The organism is Chryseobacterium cupriresistens, from assembly GCF_046614675.1.
In the GTDB taxonomy this organism is placed as follows: Bacteria; Bacteroidota; Bacteroidia; order Flavobacteriales; family Weeksellaceae; genus Chryseobacterium; species Chryseobacterium cupriresistens.
On sequence record NZ_JBKKJT010000001.1, the window covers coordinates 1,116,179 to 1,131,573 of the forward strand.

A 15,395-nucleotide genomic window follows, 5' to 3' on the forward strand; every position below is an offset into this window, starting at 1 on the left:
AATTAATTAACATTCTATTCATAAAAATTTTAATTTTTCTTTTATTTTTCAGGGTTAGAAGCCCTATCTTCGCATCAATATTTCATAAAATATCATAAAAAATTAATAAATTCATCTCCCAAAATGACCACCAAGCCATCCAAAATTTCTCTTCCGTTAAAACTTACCTTTCTCATTTTTTCAATGGTTTTAAACTGTATGGGATTGGTGATTTTGCAGCTGTCTGAAGAGAAAATCACCTACGGAGAACTGGGGTTTTTAGAATCTTTTAAAGATCTACCCATTGCTTTTATCTCGCTTTTTGCAGTGAGCTTTATCAATAAGACAGGACCTAAAAAGGCATTAATCCTTGCATTGGCCATTGTTGGATTCTGTTCCTGCCTTCTTCCTTTTGTAAAGGTTTTCTGGTTTTATAAACTGTGGTTTGCGATTATAGGAGCCTGTTTCGCTATTGGTAAAATCTGTGTTTTTGGAATTATCAGGAATAATATTTCGGATGAAAAATCCCTGGCAAAGACCATGAATAATGTAGAAGCCTCTTTTATGATCGGAATTTTCGTGGTTAATACCGGTTTTGGGTGGATAATTTCCAGCCAGTACTCGGAATTCTGGAAGTTTGGTTTCCTGATGATTGCTTTATTATCAGCATTTACCATTTTTCTGCTGTCAAAGATAGAAGTAGCAGATTCCAGGCCTATGGAAAACAAAAGCATTCTCTCAGAACTTTCCGGGTTTACCACACCTACGGTAGCTTTATTTTTAGGAGTGATCTTTTTTATCGTCTTTGTAGAGCAGGGATTCAATTCATGGCTTCCTTCTTTTTATAAAAACCATTTAAAGGTCAATTCTTTTTTTGCGCTTCAGGCCACTTCTTTTCTATCCGTCTTTTCTTATGCCGGACGAACGGTTACTGCCAATATCATCAAAAGGTTTTCATTGCCCAGATATTATATTACATGTATGGCTCTTATTATCACCTTACTGATTATTATACTGGGGATACAGTATTTTGATTCGGAGGATTCCAGCTATTTACTTTTTTTATTTCCGGTTATTGGTTTGTTTCTTTCCCCCCTCTACCCTGTAATCAACTCAAAAATGATTGCACAGGTGGATAAAGACAAGATTAATCTTTTCACCTCGCTTATTGTTATTTTTTCTTCTCTGGGCAGCTCTGTAAGCTCTATCATTATGGCTGTTTTATTTGAAAAACAGCTGTTGAATTATTATCCATTATACATCTTATCTTCTGTAATTCTGCTTTTTGTGATTAGTTTTATATATTTTACTGTCACAAATAGAAAATAGTTTTATTTTTACTGCCATGAAAATTAAAGACACAAAAAGTAAAGAAACGCTACAGGAACTCATTGACACGAAAGATTTCGTAGCGCATATTTCCGTTGACTGCACCATATTCGGCTTTCATAATAACATTCTGAAAGTTTTGCTTTTAAAATATCATGATCTGGATCTATGGTCACTTCCGGGTGGTTTTGTTTTTAATGATGAGGACCTGAGAGAAGCTGCTGAAAGGGTTTTGTTTGAAAGAACCCATCTTAAAGGATTATTTTTGAAACAGTTTCACACCTTTGGAAGAATAGACCGTACGGAGAATAATGTACATCAGATCCTTCTTAAAAATAAAGGAATAACCGTTCCTGAAGATCACTGGATATTCCAGCGTTTTGTTACAGTAGGTTACTGCAGCCTCATTGATTTTTCACTGGCTGATACTTTCCCTGATGCTTTCAATGAAAGCTGTGAATGGTTTGAAGTCAACAACCTGCCTAAAATGGCATTCGACCACGACAGAATTATAGAGACAGGTCTTGAATACCTGAGAATGAATATCAATACAGAGGTTGCAGCAAGTAACCTGCTTCCTGAAAAATTTACCATGAAAGATCTTCAGGCTCTTTATGAAACTATTTTAGGACAGAAATTCAGAAGAAATAATTTTCAGCGGAAAATTTTAAGTTTAAATATTCTGGACAGAATGGAAAAACTCTATGACGGCTCGGCCAATAAAGCTCCTTATCTGTATAAATTTAAAACTAAAGTTCATAATTCTACCAATCAGTATCCCATCTCTAATGATGAGGAATCATAAAAATATAAATTTAACTCAAATTATCAACAAAGTAGCAGTAGCCCCCTGAAAATCAATAGTAAAACAAGTTTTTAAAAAAATTTTCAGAACATCACGAAAAATGTTACTTTTAACCAAATCAAAAAATCATGTCATATTATCCTCTTACAAGCATCCCTGATTATTATGGAATTGATGCTTTACTTACTGAAGAACATAAACTAATCCGCCAATCTGTGAGAGACTGGGTTGAAAGTTTTGTAATGCCGCAGATAGATCAGGCCGCTCAAAATCATACAGATCTTCCTAATCTTATGAGAGAATTGGGGAAAATCGGAGCATTGGGACCTTATATCCCGGTTGAGTATGGCGGTTCAGGATTAGACCAGATTTCTTATGGTCTGATTATGCAGGAGCTGGAAAGAGGAGATTCTGCAGTACGTTCTGCTGCTTCGGTACAGAGTTCATTGGTGATGTTCCCTATTAACGAATTCGGTTCTGAAGAACAGAAAAAGAAATACCTTCCAAAGCTTGCTGCGGGAGAAATGATCGGATCTTTTGGATTGACTGAGCCTAACCACGGTTCTGATCCTGGTTCTATGGAAACTTATTTTAAAGATATGGGAGATCATTATCTTTTAAATGGGGCAAAAATGTGGATCACCAACTCTCCTTTATGCGACATCGCTGTAGTATGGGCAAAAAATGAGGAAGGCAAAGTACAGGGATTGATCGTTGAAAGAGGTATGGAAGGTTTCACCACTCCTGAAACTCACAATAAATGGAGCTTGAGAGCATCCAAAACCGGAGAACTGGTATTTAACAACGTAAAAGTTCCCAAAGAAAACCTGCTTCCGGGAGTAACAGGACTGAAAGGACCTTTATCTTGTCTGAATTCTGCAAGATATGGAATTTCCTGGGGAGTAATAGGTGCTGCTATTGACTGTTACTGTACTGCCGTTCAGTATTCCAAAGAAAGAAAACAGTTTGGAAAACCAATCGGTTCTTACCAGCTTCAGCAGAAAAAATTAGCTGAATTCTTAACAGAGATTACAAAAGCTCAGTTACTGTGTCTTCAGCTAGGAAACCTTAAAAACGACCATAAGGCAACTCCGGCCCAGATTTCAATGGCTAAACGTAACAACGTGAAAATGGCAATTGACATTGCAAGAGAATCAAGACAAATCCTAGGAGGTATGGGAATTATGGGTGAATTCCCGATGATGAGACATGCCGCAAACCTGGAATCTGTAATTACTTATGAAGGAACACATGACGTTCATTTACTGATCACTGGATTGGACATCACAGGAATCAACGCTTTCTAAAAAATATACCAATATAAATAATAAAGAGTCTGGCCAATGGTCAGACTCTTTTGTTTACTCACTTTGCAGGGATTTTATATTCAATGAATAATTATTGATCTTATAAAGTTTTTGTTGTTTTATTAAATTTATTACTTTAATACCACGCAAAAACAAACAATATGAAAAAAATCACAACTTTTTTACTAAGTCTTACAGCTCCATTTTACTTTGCACAGCAGGCGGGTGATGTTGTAAGTGCCGAACAGAAACTGGATTTAACACCACAGGGAGTCATCAATTTTATAGCCAATAATCTTGGCGATCAGAATGCTCCTGAGTTTGCCAATTACCTGAACAGTTTCAATATCGGGCTGAAAGGATACAAAATCACTTATTACACCAAAAATGAAAACAATGTTCTTGTAAAAGCTACAGGACTATTGATGTACCCTAACGTACCTTTCAAACTCTCAACAGTAGTATCTGACCATGGAACTACAGACAGCAGGCACAATGTTCCGTCTAATTTCAAAGGGGCTTTAACAGCAGGATTTGTTGTTGAATTATCCTATGTACTCAACGGATATATTTTGATGGCGCCCGACTACGTAGGGATGGGAACTGGAGATGGTACTCACCCTTATGTAGATTATGCCACAGAAGCGGGTGCTACCATAGATTTTATAACCGCAGCGAATAAAGTATTGGCACAACTCAATATTAAACGTTATGACGAATATTTCTTAGCCGGATATTCTCAGGGCGCCCACGCTGCTATGTCTACTTTAAAAAGATTAAGCATTTCAAATCCCGGTAATATTAAATTCAAATATGCTTACATGGGTGATGGGCCATATGATTTTTCAGGAGTAACTTTAAATAAAGGAGTCCTTGAAAAAGATATTTATCCTTTCACCTCATTCCTGGCGAATGTCCTTCATACCTGCAACAATACGGGATATAAAACCTATAATAATGACATTTCAGAAGTTATTTCTGCAGAATATCTGGACAAATACAACTATCATGTCGTTCAGGATAACGGCGGACTTTTGTGGGGCCCTGTTATATGGAGAAAGCTCTTTACCACCAGTTTCGTCAATGATGTTACCAACAATTCCAATAACAAGCTAAGGCTATGTATGAAACCTAAGGATGTATACGACTGGTATAATAAAACGCCTATGACATTGGGTCATTCAACTGTCGATCTAGCGATTCCGCCTGAAAACACTTCTAAAACTATTGAGGTTCAGCGTGGTTATTATCCATGGTGGGATCTGAATAAATATAAACTGGATTCCTTTTATTGGGGCCCATTAGGACATGTAGGAGGAATTCTGCCCTTCACTTTAGCTTCCAATGCGAAATTCAATACCCTGAGAAGCGGCGGCCTTCTTAATGAATGGGCTATTGCAGGTTCAATTTTCGGTAAGCAACCGGAGAAAACTTCTGAAAACCCTTCCCTACTGTCTTCACAGATAAAACCGGACCTGGGCAGTATGCAGCTGGTTGAAATTACAGATTTCAATAAAGAAAAAGCACAGAGCAGAACAGCCGATGATCAAAATTTATCAACATTAAAAGATGGAGTTTATTTATTGAAAGTATCAGAAAACAATGAAAATAAAATAATTCCATACATCAAAAACACACCTCAGGAAGTTACCGAAAACGAAATTGTACAATCTGTGAATGCATCCCTTTTGCAATTAAAAGTAGATCAGGAGGAACTTACTGCTGTACATATTTTTGATGAAAATAAAACCCTGATCAAAAGTATTTCCAAAAAACAGTATCGGGAAACCGGAGGAATCAATATTCAGAATCTTGAAAGCAAAAACTATACGTTTGAAGTTGTTACTCCATACTATAACCTTCAGTTCAGTAAATCGGTGGGAGGAACAATATCATCGGAAAACAGTACTAATATTTATACTCAGAGACAACAAATTGTAGCTGCATCCACCAATGATATTAAAAATATTACTATTTACAGTATATCTGGCTCTCTGATCGTTCAGCAGAACGTTAATAAACCAGTGTTTGAATCCAGAAACTTAGAATCAGGAGTATATCTTGTACAAGTCACTCTTTCTAATGAAAGAATCATCAGTAAAAAAGTAAAACTATAAATCAATCACTCCTCTATATCTTTATTTCAAGTTAATTTTTGGCACTTCAGATGAAGTGCCTTTTTTAAATATTATAAATGGAGCATATCCTTAAAACTTAAATCCGACACTAAAATATATTCTTGAAAAATCAAGTTGACTGTTTCTGGAAATATTCATGCTGATAGGACCGATAAGCGATTCGTAGCCCAGGTTCAATCCGTACCCAAACATATCAAAACTGTCATTAAAAGGAGAAAACTCTTCACTCACCTTTCCATAGCTGAATGAAGGAGTAAGATAGAGTTTTTTCATAATTCTGTACTGAAATGACACAGCAGCCTTAGCCACAGAAGTCATCGGAAGTTCTTTTTGACGAAGCCCGTTGAATTCGGGGCTTAGCAGATCATAATTATATTCACTCCCACCCAGGTTATACTTTTGATTCAAAAACAAATACGGAACCTTATCTTCTTTCTTGGAACCGAAACTCGTTCCTAGAAACACATTCGCTTTTACTGTCAGTCTTCTTGTGATGGGGTAGAAAAAGTTCTCATTCAGTGTAAATGAAACGAGATTTTTAGGTTCAAAATAGTAAGACTCTTTCGGATTAAGAATCAGATAAAGGAGAGGCTGTACTGTATTCAGATCATAAAGTTCATACTGATCTCCATAGTAAAATCTTGTGCTCACCTGAAGATGATTCCCCCTGGTTGTAAAATACCTTTTATTAAGATTATTCTGTTCAAATTTCAGGAAAGTATTGAAATTGCTGTGATTATAGAGCTTTTTGCTATAATTATCTACTTTTGACTGATCTACTTTATCCAGTAAGCTGTACATTCTTTCCGTACTGAATTCCGTTCCCAGAGACAGGTAAGAATTGGGATTGATATTATAATTCAGTGCAATTTTTCCGGTTATGTTACGGTACATATGGTTCGGAAAACGGTCGCCGCCATCTTCACTTATATCATATAACCTGAAGTTCAGGTCATTACTTTTAAGATGAACCATTTTAGCTTCCAGATCCAGCCATAAACGTTCACCACTGTCTAAAAACTGCTGGTAAGCAACTTTAGCTTTAAAACGTTCGGAAATATCTACTGTTGCCAGAAACCTGGATCTGTTCAGGAGAATATTTCTGTACGTATAATTGACAATAATTCCGACGGACTGTTCCGTATCATAGTGCAACGCCAGTTTAAATGCTCCCTTTTTTGCTCTTTTCACAAAAACATTCATCACAAGACCGTCGTCTACATTCGTGTAGGTATAATACACCTTTACATACTGCCGCATTCCGAAGACCCTGTCTATAGCCTCATTAATGGTTTTTACATCGTAATACTTCCCTTCCGTAAGCCCCATCTGCTTTTTCAGCACTTCAATTTCTGCAGCATCTGTAATGGGTGTTCCGTCTTCTTCGTTAAAAGTAAATTTTGTTGTAGGCAGTTTCACTTCTTCAATCATTGTATGCTCATACCTAATTCCGGCTTTGCGCTGAGCTTCTGCCAGGGCGACAAACTCAGGAAGATGCTTTCTCGCCTCCATCTCTCCTATTTTTATGATCCTTCTGAATTTGGCAAAATCTTTCGTTGTAATTTCTCCCAGTGGATCTACAAAGTCGACCAGAATATTTGATAATTCTTTCTGATGTTTAAAATCTTCTACAGAGCGGATGGCATGAGTCTGATAGATCATCTTCATCGGATTTTCAATCTCTTTTTTCGTAAAAAGTCTGAATCCGGTGTAGCCTCCGATCACAAAACCGGCACCCATCTCACGAACTTCATTGGCCGGATAATTACGATCCAGACCGCCATCAACCAAAAGCTTTCCATCAATATAAACAGGAGCAAAAGCGGCAGGAATAGCCAGCGTAGAGCGAATAGCCAGTGGTAATGATCCTTCTTTCTGCATTACCAGACCGCCATTTTCAATATCGGAAGATGTAAGCTGCACAGGAATTCTCAGTTTACTGAAATCGTTGATATGCTTTGCGTTGAAAGTAAGCGTATTAAGAACTTCTCCCATGTACTGCCCTTCAATATAAGAGCTTGGAAGAGTCGGAAACCCTCTAACTACAGGAAATTCAAGGATATACTTGTCATATTCATCTTTTTCACTGATATTGACTTTGTTATAAGGAATTTTATTACTCAGAATTCTGTTCCAGTCCATTTTATAAATGGTATGCTTCATCTGGTCAGCATTATACCCCATCGCATATAATCCGCCAAGAATTCCTCCCATACTGGTTCCTGTAATGTAGTCTACTTTAATTCCCAATGAATCGATCATTTTCAAAATCCCGATATGGGCAAATCCTTTCGCACCGCCGCCACTGAGCGCAAGGCCAAACTTAGTATCTTTGGTTACATTCTGAAGCACAATATTCAGGGAATCATTCTTTTGCTGAGATTTGATAATGAGAGAAAAAGCAATGGCTAAAAATATCAGGATCTTTTTCATTGGTGCTGCTTAATGTATCTGATTTAAACTTTATAAGTTTTTAATAAGTAGTAAAGATACACAAAAAGTTACCTGCTTTATCACAACATTTCGTGAAGTAAACGATTCTAAGCCAGCTTATTTATTAAGAATAAACAGAGAGAAAAAATATACTAAGACTAAAATTTTTAATATGTTTTTATCGTTTCCACGAAATTGATATCCGGATTCAGGATTTCAAGAATAAGACTTTTAACTGATTTCATGGCATCATCAATATTTCCTTTATCAAACTGCAGGGCAACCATTCCCTTTTTAGCATCTGCAAAACTCCAGATTCCGGTTTCAATCGGGAAACCCCAAAACTCAGGAAGGTGCTGTACCACGTAATGATAAATACAAAGCTGAAGGGCCTGCTTCCTGTCGCTGTTATGGAAATATTCATCTACGTTATCCTGATCTATCTTTACAGTAAGATTTTTAGTCCTGGCGGTTTTATAATCAATAATTCTCAGAGTACCGTTCAGTTTATCAATCCGGTCAATGAATCCAAAAAAAGAAATTTTATCATTTCCATCAAGAGGAAAATCGATGTTTTCAAACCTTCTTTCGATATCAATAATCTCCAGTTTATTACCTTGCTTTATGAGTTCAAGATCATGATTCAGCACATTTTCAATGACCTTTTTAGCAATGGCCTTATGGATATAATTCATCCCTTTTTCATAAAATTCCGGCTGGTGTTTCAGTTTTTCAATAGCAATATTTATATATTCATCTACTGCTTTAACTGAATTCTTTAAATCACTTTCTTTTAAAACCTTACCCTTTAACACCTCATACACTTCTTGAAGTGAATAATGAACCAGATTTCCGTAATTTTTTATCGATAGTTCTTCTTCAATTTCATCCGTTTCCGAAGTATTTAAAATCTTGGAAAGGTAGAAATCAATCGGATTGTAAAGATAACTCGTCAGGTGGGAAGCAGATACTTTTTCCTTCCATTTTTGAAGACGTTCCTGTACAATTTGTGTCTTGGAAATTTCTATCGGTTTGGTGGCAATAGGTTCAGAGGAATTTTCAATAATGAGATGTTCGATCTCATGAGAACTTTCCATTTCGATCTGTGTAATGAAACGGCTCTTCTCTCCGGTATTGACTCCGGAACTTAAAGCATTGTATAGTAAATGTACATTCTTCGCATCCTGAATCAGTCTGTAAAAGTGATAGGCATAAATGCTGTCATTTTCAAGAAAAGTATGAAGATCGAAGAACCTTCGGATATCAAAAGGAATATAGGTATTCTGGGAATTTCCAAGAGGAAGTTTCCCTTCGTTCACAGAAAGCAGAATAACGTTTTCAAAGTTCAGGAGACGCGTTTCCAGTAATCCCATGATCTGAAGTCCTCTCAGAGGTTCTCCCTGAAAATCGATACTTTCAGAATTGATATGCTGGTTGATCAGGATTTCCAGCGTTTCCATTTTGATCTCAATATTGTAGGGAGTCAGCTGGTTTTTGATGATTCTGAATGCATTTTCAAAGTGAGAGACATTCTCATACTGAATATCATCTATTTCGAGCCATTTTACCTGCTGGCAGAACTCAATAAGCATATCCAGGTAGCCGTTGGTTCCAGTTGCTTTTTGAAGAAGACCATAATAAGACAGTCCGCTCAGCAGTTCATGTAAAAGTTTTCTGGAAATATAAACGATATTCCGCTCTTCTACTTTAGCTTTAAACTCATTGATAATCTGTTCATCTTCTAGAGATTTCGGCAGTTCTTCCAAAATAGGAAAGACATCTCTGTAATAATAAGACAGTTTGTTTTTTTCCAATTGCTTCTGCAGGTAGAAAAGACGTTTCACTGCATTGGAGAAAGACAAATTTTTCAACGGAAATCCCATTGTAATATTCAAATTATCAACACCATGCATCACATCAAGACTGGCTGGAAGAAGGTTTTCATCCAGGAGTACAACTGCCGTATTGGAGTAGGTTTTATTATTGATCTCTTTAAAGATCTCAGGCAGTACTTTGGTCTGGGTTACATTCCCGGACACTTCGTATACCTTAATTTTTTTAGGTTGATTAAAATCGTCTTCTATCCATTGAAAAGCTCTGTTATCATCAAATTCTTTCCATGTTTTATGATTTCTAAGGAATTTTCCGGCTTCCTGTCTTTCATCATTAAAATAATAACGGTCTGCCTGAAAGAAACACTGCGCTTTATTCCACTGTAAAAGGCTTCTTACAAGCTTTTCTTCTACCGGAGTAAAGGCATTGAAGCCACAAAAAACAAATTCTTCTTTGGTATTTTTCGCAAAATCAGCAATTCTGGCTTTAGCCGCCTCATGAATCATTCCGGAAGTAGCCCAGTTTCTCTCCTGCAGTCTCTCCTTTAAAACCGGGAGAAAAACATTCATATTCTGCCAGAAATTAAGAAACTTCTTTCTTGGAACATCGTCATCCTCACCAAGGTCCTGAGCCCATTCTTTGATTCTTTCTTCATCAAACATATACTGCAGAACTGCCTGGTCGCTATCTGAGAATTTCAGGATATCATCCCAATCCTTCTGTAAGGTGGGAAACCATTTCAGAAAATCGGAAAAATCATCTCTGGGAATAAGATTCAGGCTTCTGTAAACATCAAACGAGAAAAGCCATAACGGAATCCCCTGAATCGTCTGATGATCTGCTATTTTATTAATAAGCTCCTCAATCGTAAAAAAATTGGGGAGAAACCCCGAATAGTTATTTTCCTCCAGGATCTGTCTGATAAACACAATGGGACGTTTTCCGGGCAGAATGATATTAAACGCAGAAAGGTCAGTGTTTTGTGCCAGCAGTTCGTGGATGATCTTATTGAGGAATTTCAAAGGGTTTTATAGCTTTTTAAGTTATCTAGTTGTTCAGAAATCAACTGATTATATTCGGTTTGTTTTTCTTTATCAATTCCATGACGGGTTTCGCCGTCATAGGACATCTGGAAGTTTTTATAATCAATAGCGATTCCGTCATAAATGGCTTTGAAATATTTATTATAATCTCCAGAATTTTTAATTTTTTCAGCAACAGCCTTTCTGAATTTTCTCACGAATAATTCTGCAATATCAAAATGCTTCTGCTCATGAAGGAGAATATAATCATTCATTCTTTTGGCATCTTTCCATGATTTATCCTCATGAAAAAGGGTTTTGATGGTAATCGTAACCGGAGCCTTCGGATCAGAAGATTTTTCAGCATAAAATTCCCAGCCACAATGGGTATATGCTGCTACATCAGGATTCTTTTTTTTGTTAACCGGACTTTTAAAGTTATCCCAGGTTAGCTTTTTGCCTTCCTCCCAGAAAATTTTCTGCCCGTACACCACCTGCGCTGCCAGTAAACACAATACGAAAGTCAACTTCATTATTTTACTACAATGGTTTTTGTAATCCAGCTGTTTCCTCCATTCCAGAATTTAAAAGTATAGGTTCCTTTGCTTTGCGGGCTGAAATTAATCTGATTTGCTCCCACATATTTCCCTTGTGTACAAGGGCCGTTGGTAATATATTTATAGGAAGTAACTGTTCTTTCCAGGTTATTATTGTAAACATAATCATATCCGTAAAAGCCTTCACAGTGAGACGGATAGGTGGAATACGTTTTTATGCTCTGTATCGCGTAAACGTCCATGGTATCATTAACAATTTTTACGCTGTCTATCTTGATTTTATCAATAGATTCGATGGTATGGTAATCATCATCATTACACGAAACCAGAAGCACGCCCAACAGGAATACTGAAGATCCAATATTTAAAAGTTTTTTCATAACCTTTACTTTTCTGATTATTAACAAATATTAGCAAAAATTATTCCTTATTTACATAAAAATCAGGAATTAAAATTACCTTTTGATACATAAACTACTTTCTTGGTATCAAAAAATTCTTCATCAAAATAGTGTTTAAGATTGAATATCTCACATTTAATTCCGGCAAGTTCTTCAGCAAGATCACCGCCTTTTAAATATAAAATTCCGTTATGTTTAGGATTAAACTGTTCTTTTTCAAATTTCCCTTTCAGCCATCTTAAAAATTCCGGCATCTGGGTTACTGCTCTGCTGACTACAAAGTGGAATTTTTCTTTCAGCTTCTCTGCTCTTCCATGAATAGCGGTAACATTGGTTAATCCAACTCCGTCTGCCACAGCCTGTACTACACTGATTTTCTTTCCAATAGAATCAATCAGGGTAAATTCTACTTCAGGAAAAAGGATCGCCAGAGGAATCCCTGGAAAACCACCTCCGGTTCCGATATCCAAAACTTTGGTTCCCGGTGCAAATTCCATCACTTTTGCAATTCCCAACGAGTGCAGAATGTGCTTTTCATACAGTGATTCCATATCTTTTCTGGAAATTACATTGATCTTTTCATTCCATTCATTGTACAGATTTTCCAATTTGGAGAACTGTTCTTTCTGTTTTTCAGTAAGATCCGGGAAATATTTTAATAGTAACGATGCAGACATGTGAATTATTATAAACCGCAAAAATAAGTTTTATTTCTCTTGTATTCAAATCAACTTTTCCTGGTCCTGATGTAAATTCTTGTTTCCAGCACAATCCATCACTTTGCAATTCCCGGTATAACAGGGACACTCAGGTTTCCTGACGGGCTCACGCTCTGTACGGCGAAAATATAATTGTCTTTAGAAAGCGGAATCTTCATAGAAAGTCCTGTGGTGAATATCTTTTTCTGCCACACCGCACTGTCTGTCTCCCTTGCCAGCACATAATACCCTGCTGGTATTCCGAATTTTGGCTTTTCCCAATGTAAAGTAGTGGAATTTGTCAGCTCCTTTACATCCATGTCAACTTTCTCCGGTTTTGAAGGAGATTTTGCAAGATTGGCAAGAACAGCAATATTGGCTGCTACATTCTTTTTCAGATATTTAAAATCGATAAATTCAGGAAGATCACCGTACTGCTTATTGTTTTCAACCCTAATATCCTGATGCTGATGGTCGTAATTTTCATAATACTCGGTCAGTCTTACAGAAGGAAATCCATTATTCACAAAACTGGTGTGATCTCCTCCGCGCAGAAATCTGTCATTTCTGTAGATCAGTTTGATCTCCAGCCCTTTCACATATTCTTCCGTAACTTCTTTGATATAGCGGGCCAGCTGTCTGGATTCACTATCGTTTTCAAAACCAAGATTTCTGATCGTCATCGCTTTTTTATCCAGATCTTTATAAGGCAGGCCTTCACTGAATACACGAAGAATACGGGTATTGATCTCTCCTGTTTCTCCTGCTTTGGGATTACCGATCATATCATTATTCAAAACAGCTTCCAGTTGCCCATTTTCTCTTTTAATTTTCTCAGCTAATTGCTTTGAACCTAACAAAGATTGTTCTTCTCCCGAAAAAGCCACAAAAATGATAGATGCCGGAAATGAAGATTTGCTCAGTATTCTTGCAGATTCTATCACAGCACTTACTCCGCTGCCGTCATCATTGGCACCAGGCGCTTTGGAAGTTCTGTTCATCACATCAGTAACTCTTGAATCAAGATGCCCTCCGATCAGGAAAATTCTCTTATCATTCGGATCTGTTCCTTTCAGAAAGGCAACAGCATTTCCAAGGTTTACTATTTTATCAATTCGCTTTCCATCCGGCTGAATATCTTCCTGCTGTAGATACACCTCCATTCTTCCATCTGAATTTTTAGCATAATCATTGAATTTCCTGATCACCCAGTTCCTTGCCGCACCTATTCCACGCTTTGGGTCATCTGTTGAACTTAAGGTATGCCGGGTTTCAAAGCTTACCAACTTCCCGATATATGATTTTAATGAATCTTCATTCACCTGCGAGACATATTTTTTCACTTCATCATCTTTTGAATGTTTTTGAGAGAAAAAAGAACATGAAATGAGCAATAAAAAAACAGAATATTTCATAGAAGCGGTCTTAGATTGTTTAAAGATACAAAACCTACACTGCAAAATTATTCCCTGCAATAATTTATTTTGAATTACGATTTTTTGGCTAAAATAAGATTGAAATCAATCTCTTACTTCAAAATAGAATATTTTTATAACCCAGAAGACAATTTGACAAAAACCTGATAAAAATCTTTAAAAGACCCCTATTTTTATTACCTCCACACCACGTTTTTATTATATATTTGTTAAAATTCAAAAAAATACAATGGATAAACTTTCAGATAGAGTAAAAAGATTAGGATACTCACAGACATTTGTTATGTCAAACAAAGCCAGAGAAATGAAAGCCAACGGAATAGATGTGATCAGTTTAACTCTTGGCGAACCGGATTTCGATGTTCCGGACAATATCAAACAGGCAGCATTCGATGCCATCAATCAAAATTACAGCCACTATTCTCCGGTTCCGGGATTTCTGGAATTGCGCGAGGCTATTGCTTATAAATTAAAAAGGGATAATAATCTGGAATACAAACCTTCCCAGATCTGTGTTTCCAACGGAGCCAAACAGGCTATCATCAATGTTCTGGCAGCTATTATCAATGATGGCGATGAAGTTCTTCTTCCAGCACCTTACTGGGTAAGTTATGATGAAATGGTAAAAATGATGGGTGGAACTTCCGTAATACTTCCTACCTCGTATGTTACCGATTTCAAAGTGACTGCCGAACAGCTTGAAGAAGCTATTACAGAGAAAACCAAAGCGGTACTTTTCAGCTCGCCATGTAATCCGTCAGGAGGATACTACACTTATGATGAATTAAAATCCATCGCCAAAGTAATTGCCAAATACCCTCAGATAACGATCATTTCTGATGAGATTTATGAATACATCAATTACGAAACGAATACCACTTCGATTGCCCAGTTTCCTGAAGTCTATGAACAGACAGCCGTAATCAACGGAATGTCAAAGGCTTTCGCTATGACAGGATGGAGAATCGGGTATTCAGCATGTCCTGAATGGCTGGCAAAAGCTTGTGAAAAAGTACAGGGACAGATGACCAGCGGGGCCAATACGGTAGCACAGAGAGCGTCTATCGTTGCTCTGAAAGCAGATCCTTCCGAATACAGATACATGATTGATGCCTTCAAAAAAAGAAGAGATCTTGTCTATGAACTGATCAAAGAAATCCCGGGATTCAAAGTAGTGCTTCCAAAGGCAGCCTTCTATTTCTTCCCTGATATTTCGTACTATATCGGAAAAACCCTAGATGGAACAGAAATTAAAAATTCTGACGACTTTGCCATGTTCCTTCTGGAAAATGCTCATGTTGGATGTGTAGGCGGGTTCTCTTTCGGAAGTCCGGAATGTATCAGATTCTCTTATGCCGCTTCTGAAGAAGATTTAAGAGAAGCTATGAAACGAATTAAAGACTTGTTGGAGAAATTCAATTAACAAAAAACTAATAACCCCAAATAAAACGACAGCA

At 37.0% G+C, this 15,395-nt stretch carries 11 protein-coding genes; 5 read left to right on the forward strand and 6 right to left on the reverse strand.

Going from position 1 to position 15,395, the window contains the following annotated elements:
* Window positions 1–123: 123 nt before the first annotated feature.
* From ACLI50_RS05140 to ACLI50_RS05155, 4 genes are all read left to right on the forward strand, one after another.
* Window positions 124–1,308, forward strand: coding sequence for an MFS transporter (locus tag ACLI50_RS05140; protein WP_343644038.1), 1,185 nt, complete (start codon window positions 124–126; stop codon window positions 1,306–1,308).
* Between the two features lie 16 nt (window positions 1,309–1,324).
* Window positions 1,325–2,113, forward strand: coding sequence for an NUDIX hydrolase (locus ACLI50_RS05145; RefSeq protein ID WP_110008647.1), 789 nt, complete (start codon window positions 1,325–1,327; stop codon window positions 2,111–2,113).
* A 128-nt stretch (window positions 2,114–2,241) separates the two neighbouring features.
* Window positions 2,242–3,420 carry an acyl-CoA dehydrogenase family protein gene (locus tag ACLI50_RS05150; RefSeq protein ID WP_110008646.1) on the forward strand — a complete coding sequence of 393 codons (1,179 nt, stop codon included), beginning with the start codon at window positions 2,242–2,244 and terminating at the stop codon, window positions 3,418–3,420.
* Window positions 3,421–3,581: 161 nt separating this feature from the next.
* The gene (locus tag ACLI50_RS05155) at window positions 3,582–5,537 is read left to right on the forward strand and encodes a T9SS type A sorting domain-containing protein (RefSeq protein WP_411413299.1); all 1,956 of its coding nucleotides are present in this window, start codon (window positions 3,582–3,584) and stop codon (window positions 5,535–5,537) included.
* Between the two features lie 90 nt (window positions 5,538–5,627).
* Here ACLI50_RS05155 and ACLI50_RS05160 read toward each other — a convergent pair whose 3' ends face one another.
* The 6 genes from ACLI50_RS05160 to ACLI50_RS05185 form a co-directional block, all read right to left on the reverse strand.
* The gene (locus ACLI50_RS05160) at window positions 5,628–7,991 is read right to left on the reverse strand and encodes a patatin-like phospholipase family protein (protein WP_411413300.1); all 2,364 of its coding nucleotides are present in this window, start codon (window positions 7,989–7,991) and stop codon (window positions 5,628–5,630) included.
* Between the two features lie 167 nt (window positions 7,992–8,158).
* Window positions 8,159–10,846, reverse strand: coding sequence for a PD-(D/E)XK nuclease family protein (locus ACLI50_RS05165; RefSeq protein ID WP_411413301.1), 2,688 nt, complete (start codon window positions 10,844–10,846; stop codon window positions 8,159–8,161).
* Window positions 10,843–11,379 (reverse strand): DUF922 domain-containing protein, encoded by a 537-nt coding sequence (locus ACLI50_RS05170; protein WP_343643463.1) that lies wholly within the window; start codon window positions 11,377–11,379, stop codon window positions 10,843–10,845. The genes ACLI50_RS05165 and ACLI50_RS05170 overlap by 4 nt, the downstream gene beginning before the upstream one ends.
* Window positions 11,379–11,783: a hypothetical protein gene (locus ACLI50_RS05175; protein ID WP_202842708.1), complete on the reverse strand. Its 405-nt coding sequence runs from the start codon at window positions 11,781–11,783 to the stop codon at window positions 11,379–11,381. The genes ACLI50_RS05170 and ACLI50_RS05175 overlap by 1 nt, the downstream gene beginning before the upstream one ends.
* A gap of 62 nt (window positions 11,784–11,845) precedes the next feature.
* Window positions 11,846–12,481 (reverse strand): 16S rRNA (guanine(527)-N(7))-methyltransferase RsmG, encoded by a 636-nt coding sequence (gene rsmG / locus ACLI50_RS05180; RefSeq protein ID WP_110008640.1) that lies wholly within the window; start codon window positions 12,479–12,481, stop codon window positions 11,846–11,848.
* Window positions 12,482–12,579: 98 nt separating this feature from the next.
* Window positions 12,580–13,917 (reverse strand): M20/M25/M40 family metallo-hydrolase, encoded by a 1,338-nt coding sequence (locus tag ACLI50_RS05185; RefSeq protein WP_411413302.1) that lies wholly within the window; start codon window positions 13,915–13,917, stop codon window positions 12,580–12,582.
* A 250-nt stretch (window positions 13,918–14,167) separates the two neighbouring features.
* Here ACLI50_RS05185 and ACLI50_RS05190 point away from each other — a divergent pair, with 250 nt between their 5' ends.
* Window positions 14,168–15,361, forward strand: a complete 1,194-nt coding sequence (locus tag ACLI50_RS05190; protein ID WP_227941425.1) for a pyridoxal phosphate-dependent aminotransferase — start codon at window positions 14,168–14,170, stop codon at window positions 15,359–15,361.
* The last annotated feature ends 34 nt before the right edge of the window (window positions 15,362–15,395 follow it).

Bases quoted from the DNA above. Each gene is read 5' to 3' on its own strand.
- ACLI50_RS05170 (WP_343643463.1), bottom strand. From the start codon at position 11,379: ATGAAGTTGACTTTCGTATTGTGTTTACTGGCAGCGCAGGTGGTGTAC.
- ACLI50_RS05185 (WP_411413302.1), bottom strand. From the start codon at position 13,917: ATGAAATATTCTGTTTTTTTATTGCTCATTTCATGTTCTTTTTTCTCT.
- ACLI50_RS05155 (WP_411413299.1), top strand. From the start codon at position 3,582: ATGAAAAAAATCACAACTTTTTTACTAAGTCTTACAGCTCCATTTTAC.
- ACLI50_RS05190 (WP_227941425.1), top strand. From the start codon at position 14,168: ATGGATAAACTTTCAGATAGAGTAAAAAGATTAGGATACTCACAGACA.
- rsmG (WP_110008640.1), bottom strand. From the start codon at position 12,481: ATGTCTGCATCGTTACTATTAAAATATTTCCCGGATCTTACTGAAAAA.
- ACLI50_RS05145 (WP_110008647.1), top strand. From the start codon at position 1,325: ATGAAAATTAAAGACACAAAAAGTAAAGAAACGCTACAGGAACTCATT.
- ACLI50_RS05160 (WP_411413300.1), bottom strand. From the start codon at position 7,991: ATGAAAAAGATCCTGATATTTTTAGCCATTGCTTTTTCTCTCATTATC.
- ACLI50_RS05175 (WP_202842708.1), bottom strand. From the start codon at position 11,783: ATGAAAAAACTTTTAAATATTGGATCTTCAGTATTCCTGTTGGGCGTG.
- ACLI50_RS05140 (WP_343644038.1), top strand. From the start codon at position 124: ATGACCACCAAGCCATCCAAAATTTCTCTTCCGTTAAAACTTACCTTT.
- ACLI50_RS05150 (WP_110008646.1), top strand. From the start codon at position 2,242: ATGTCATATTATCCTCTTACAAGCATCCCTGATTATTATGGAATTGAT.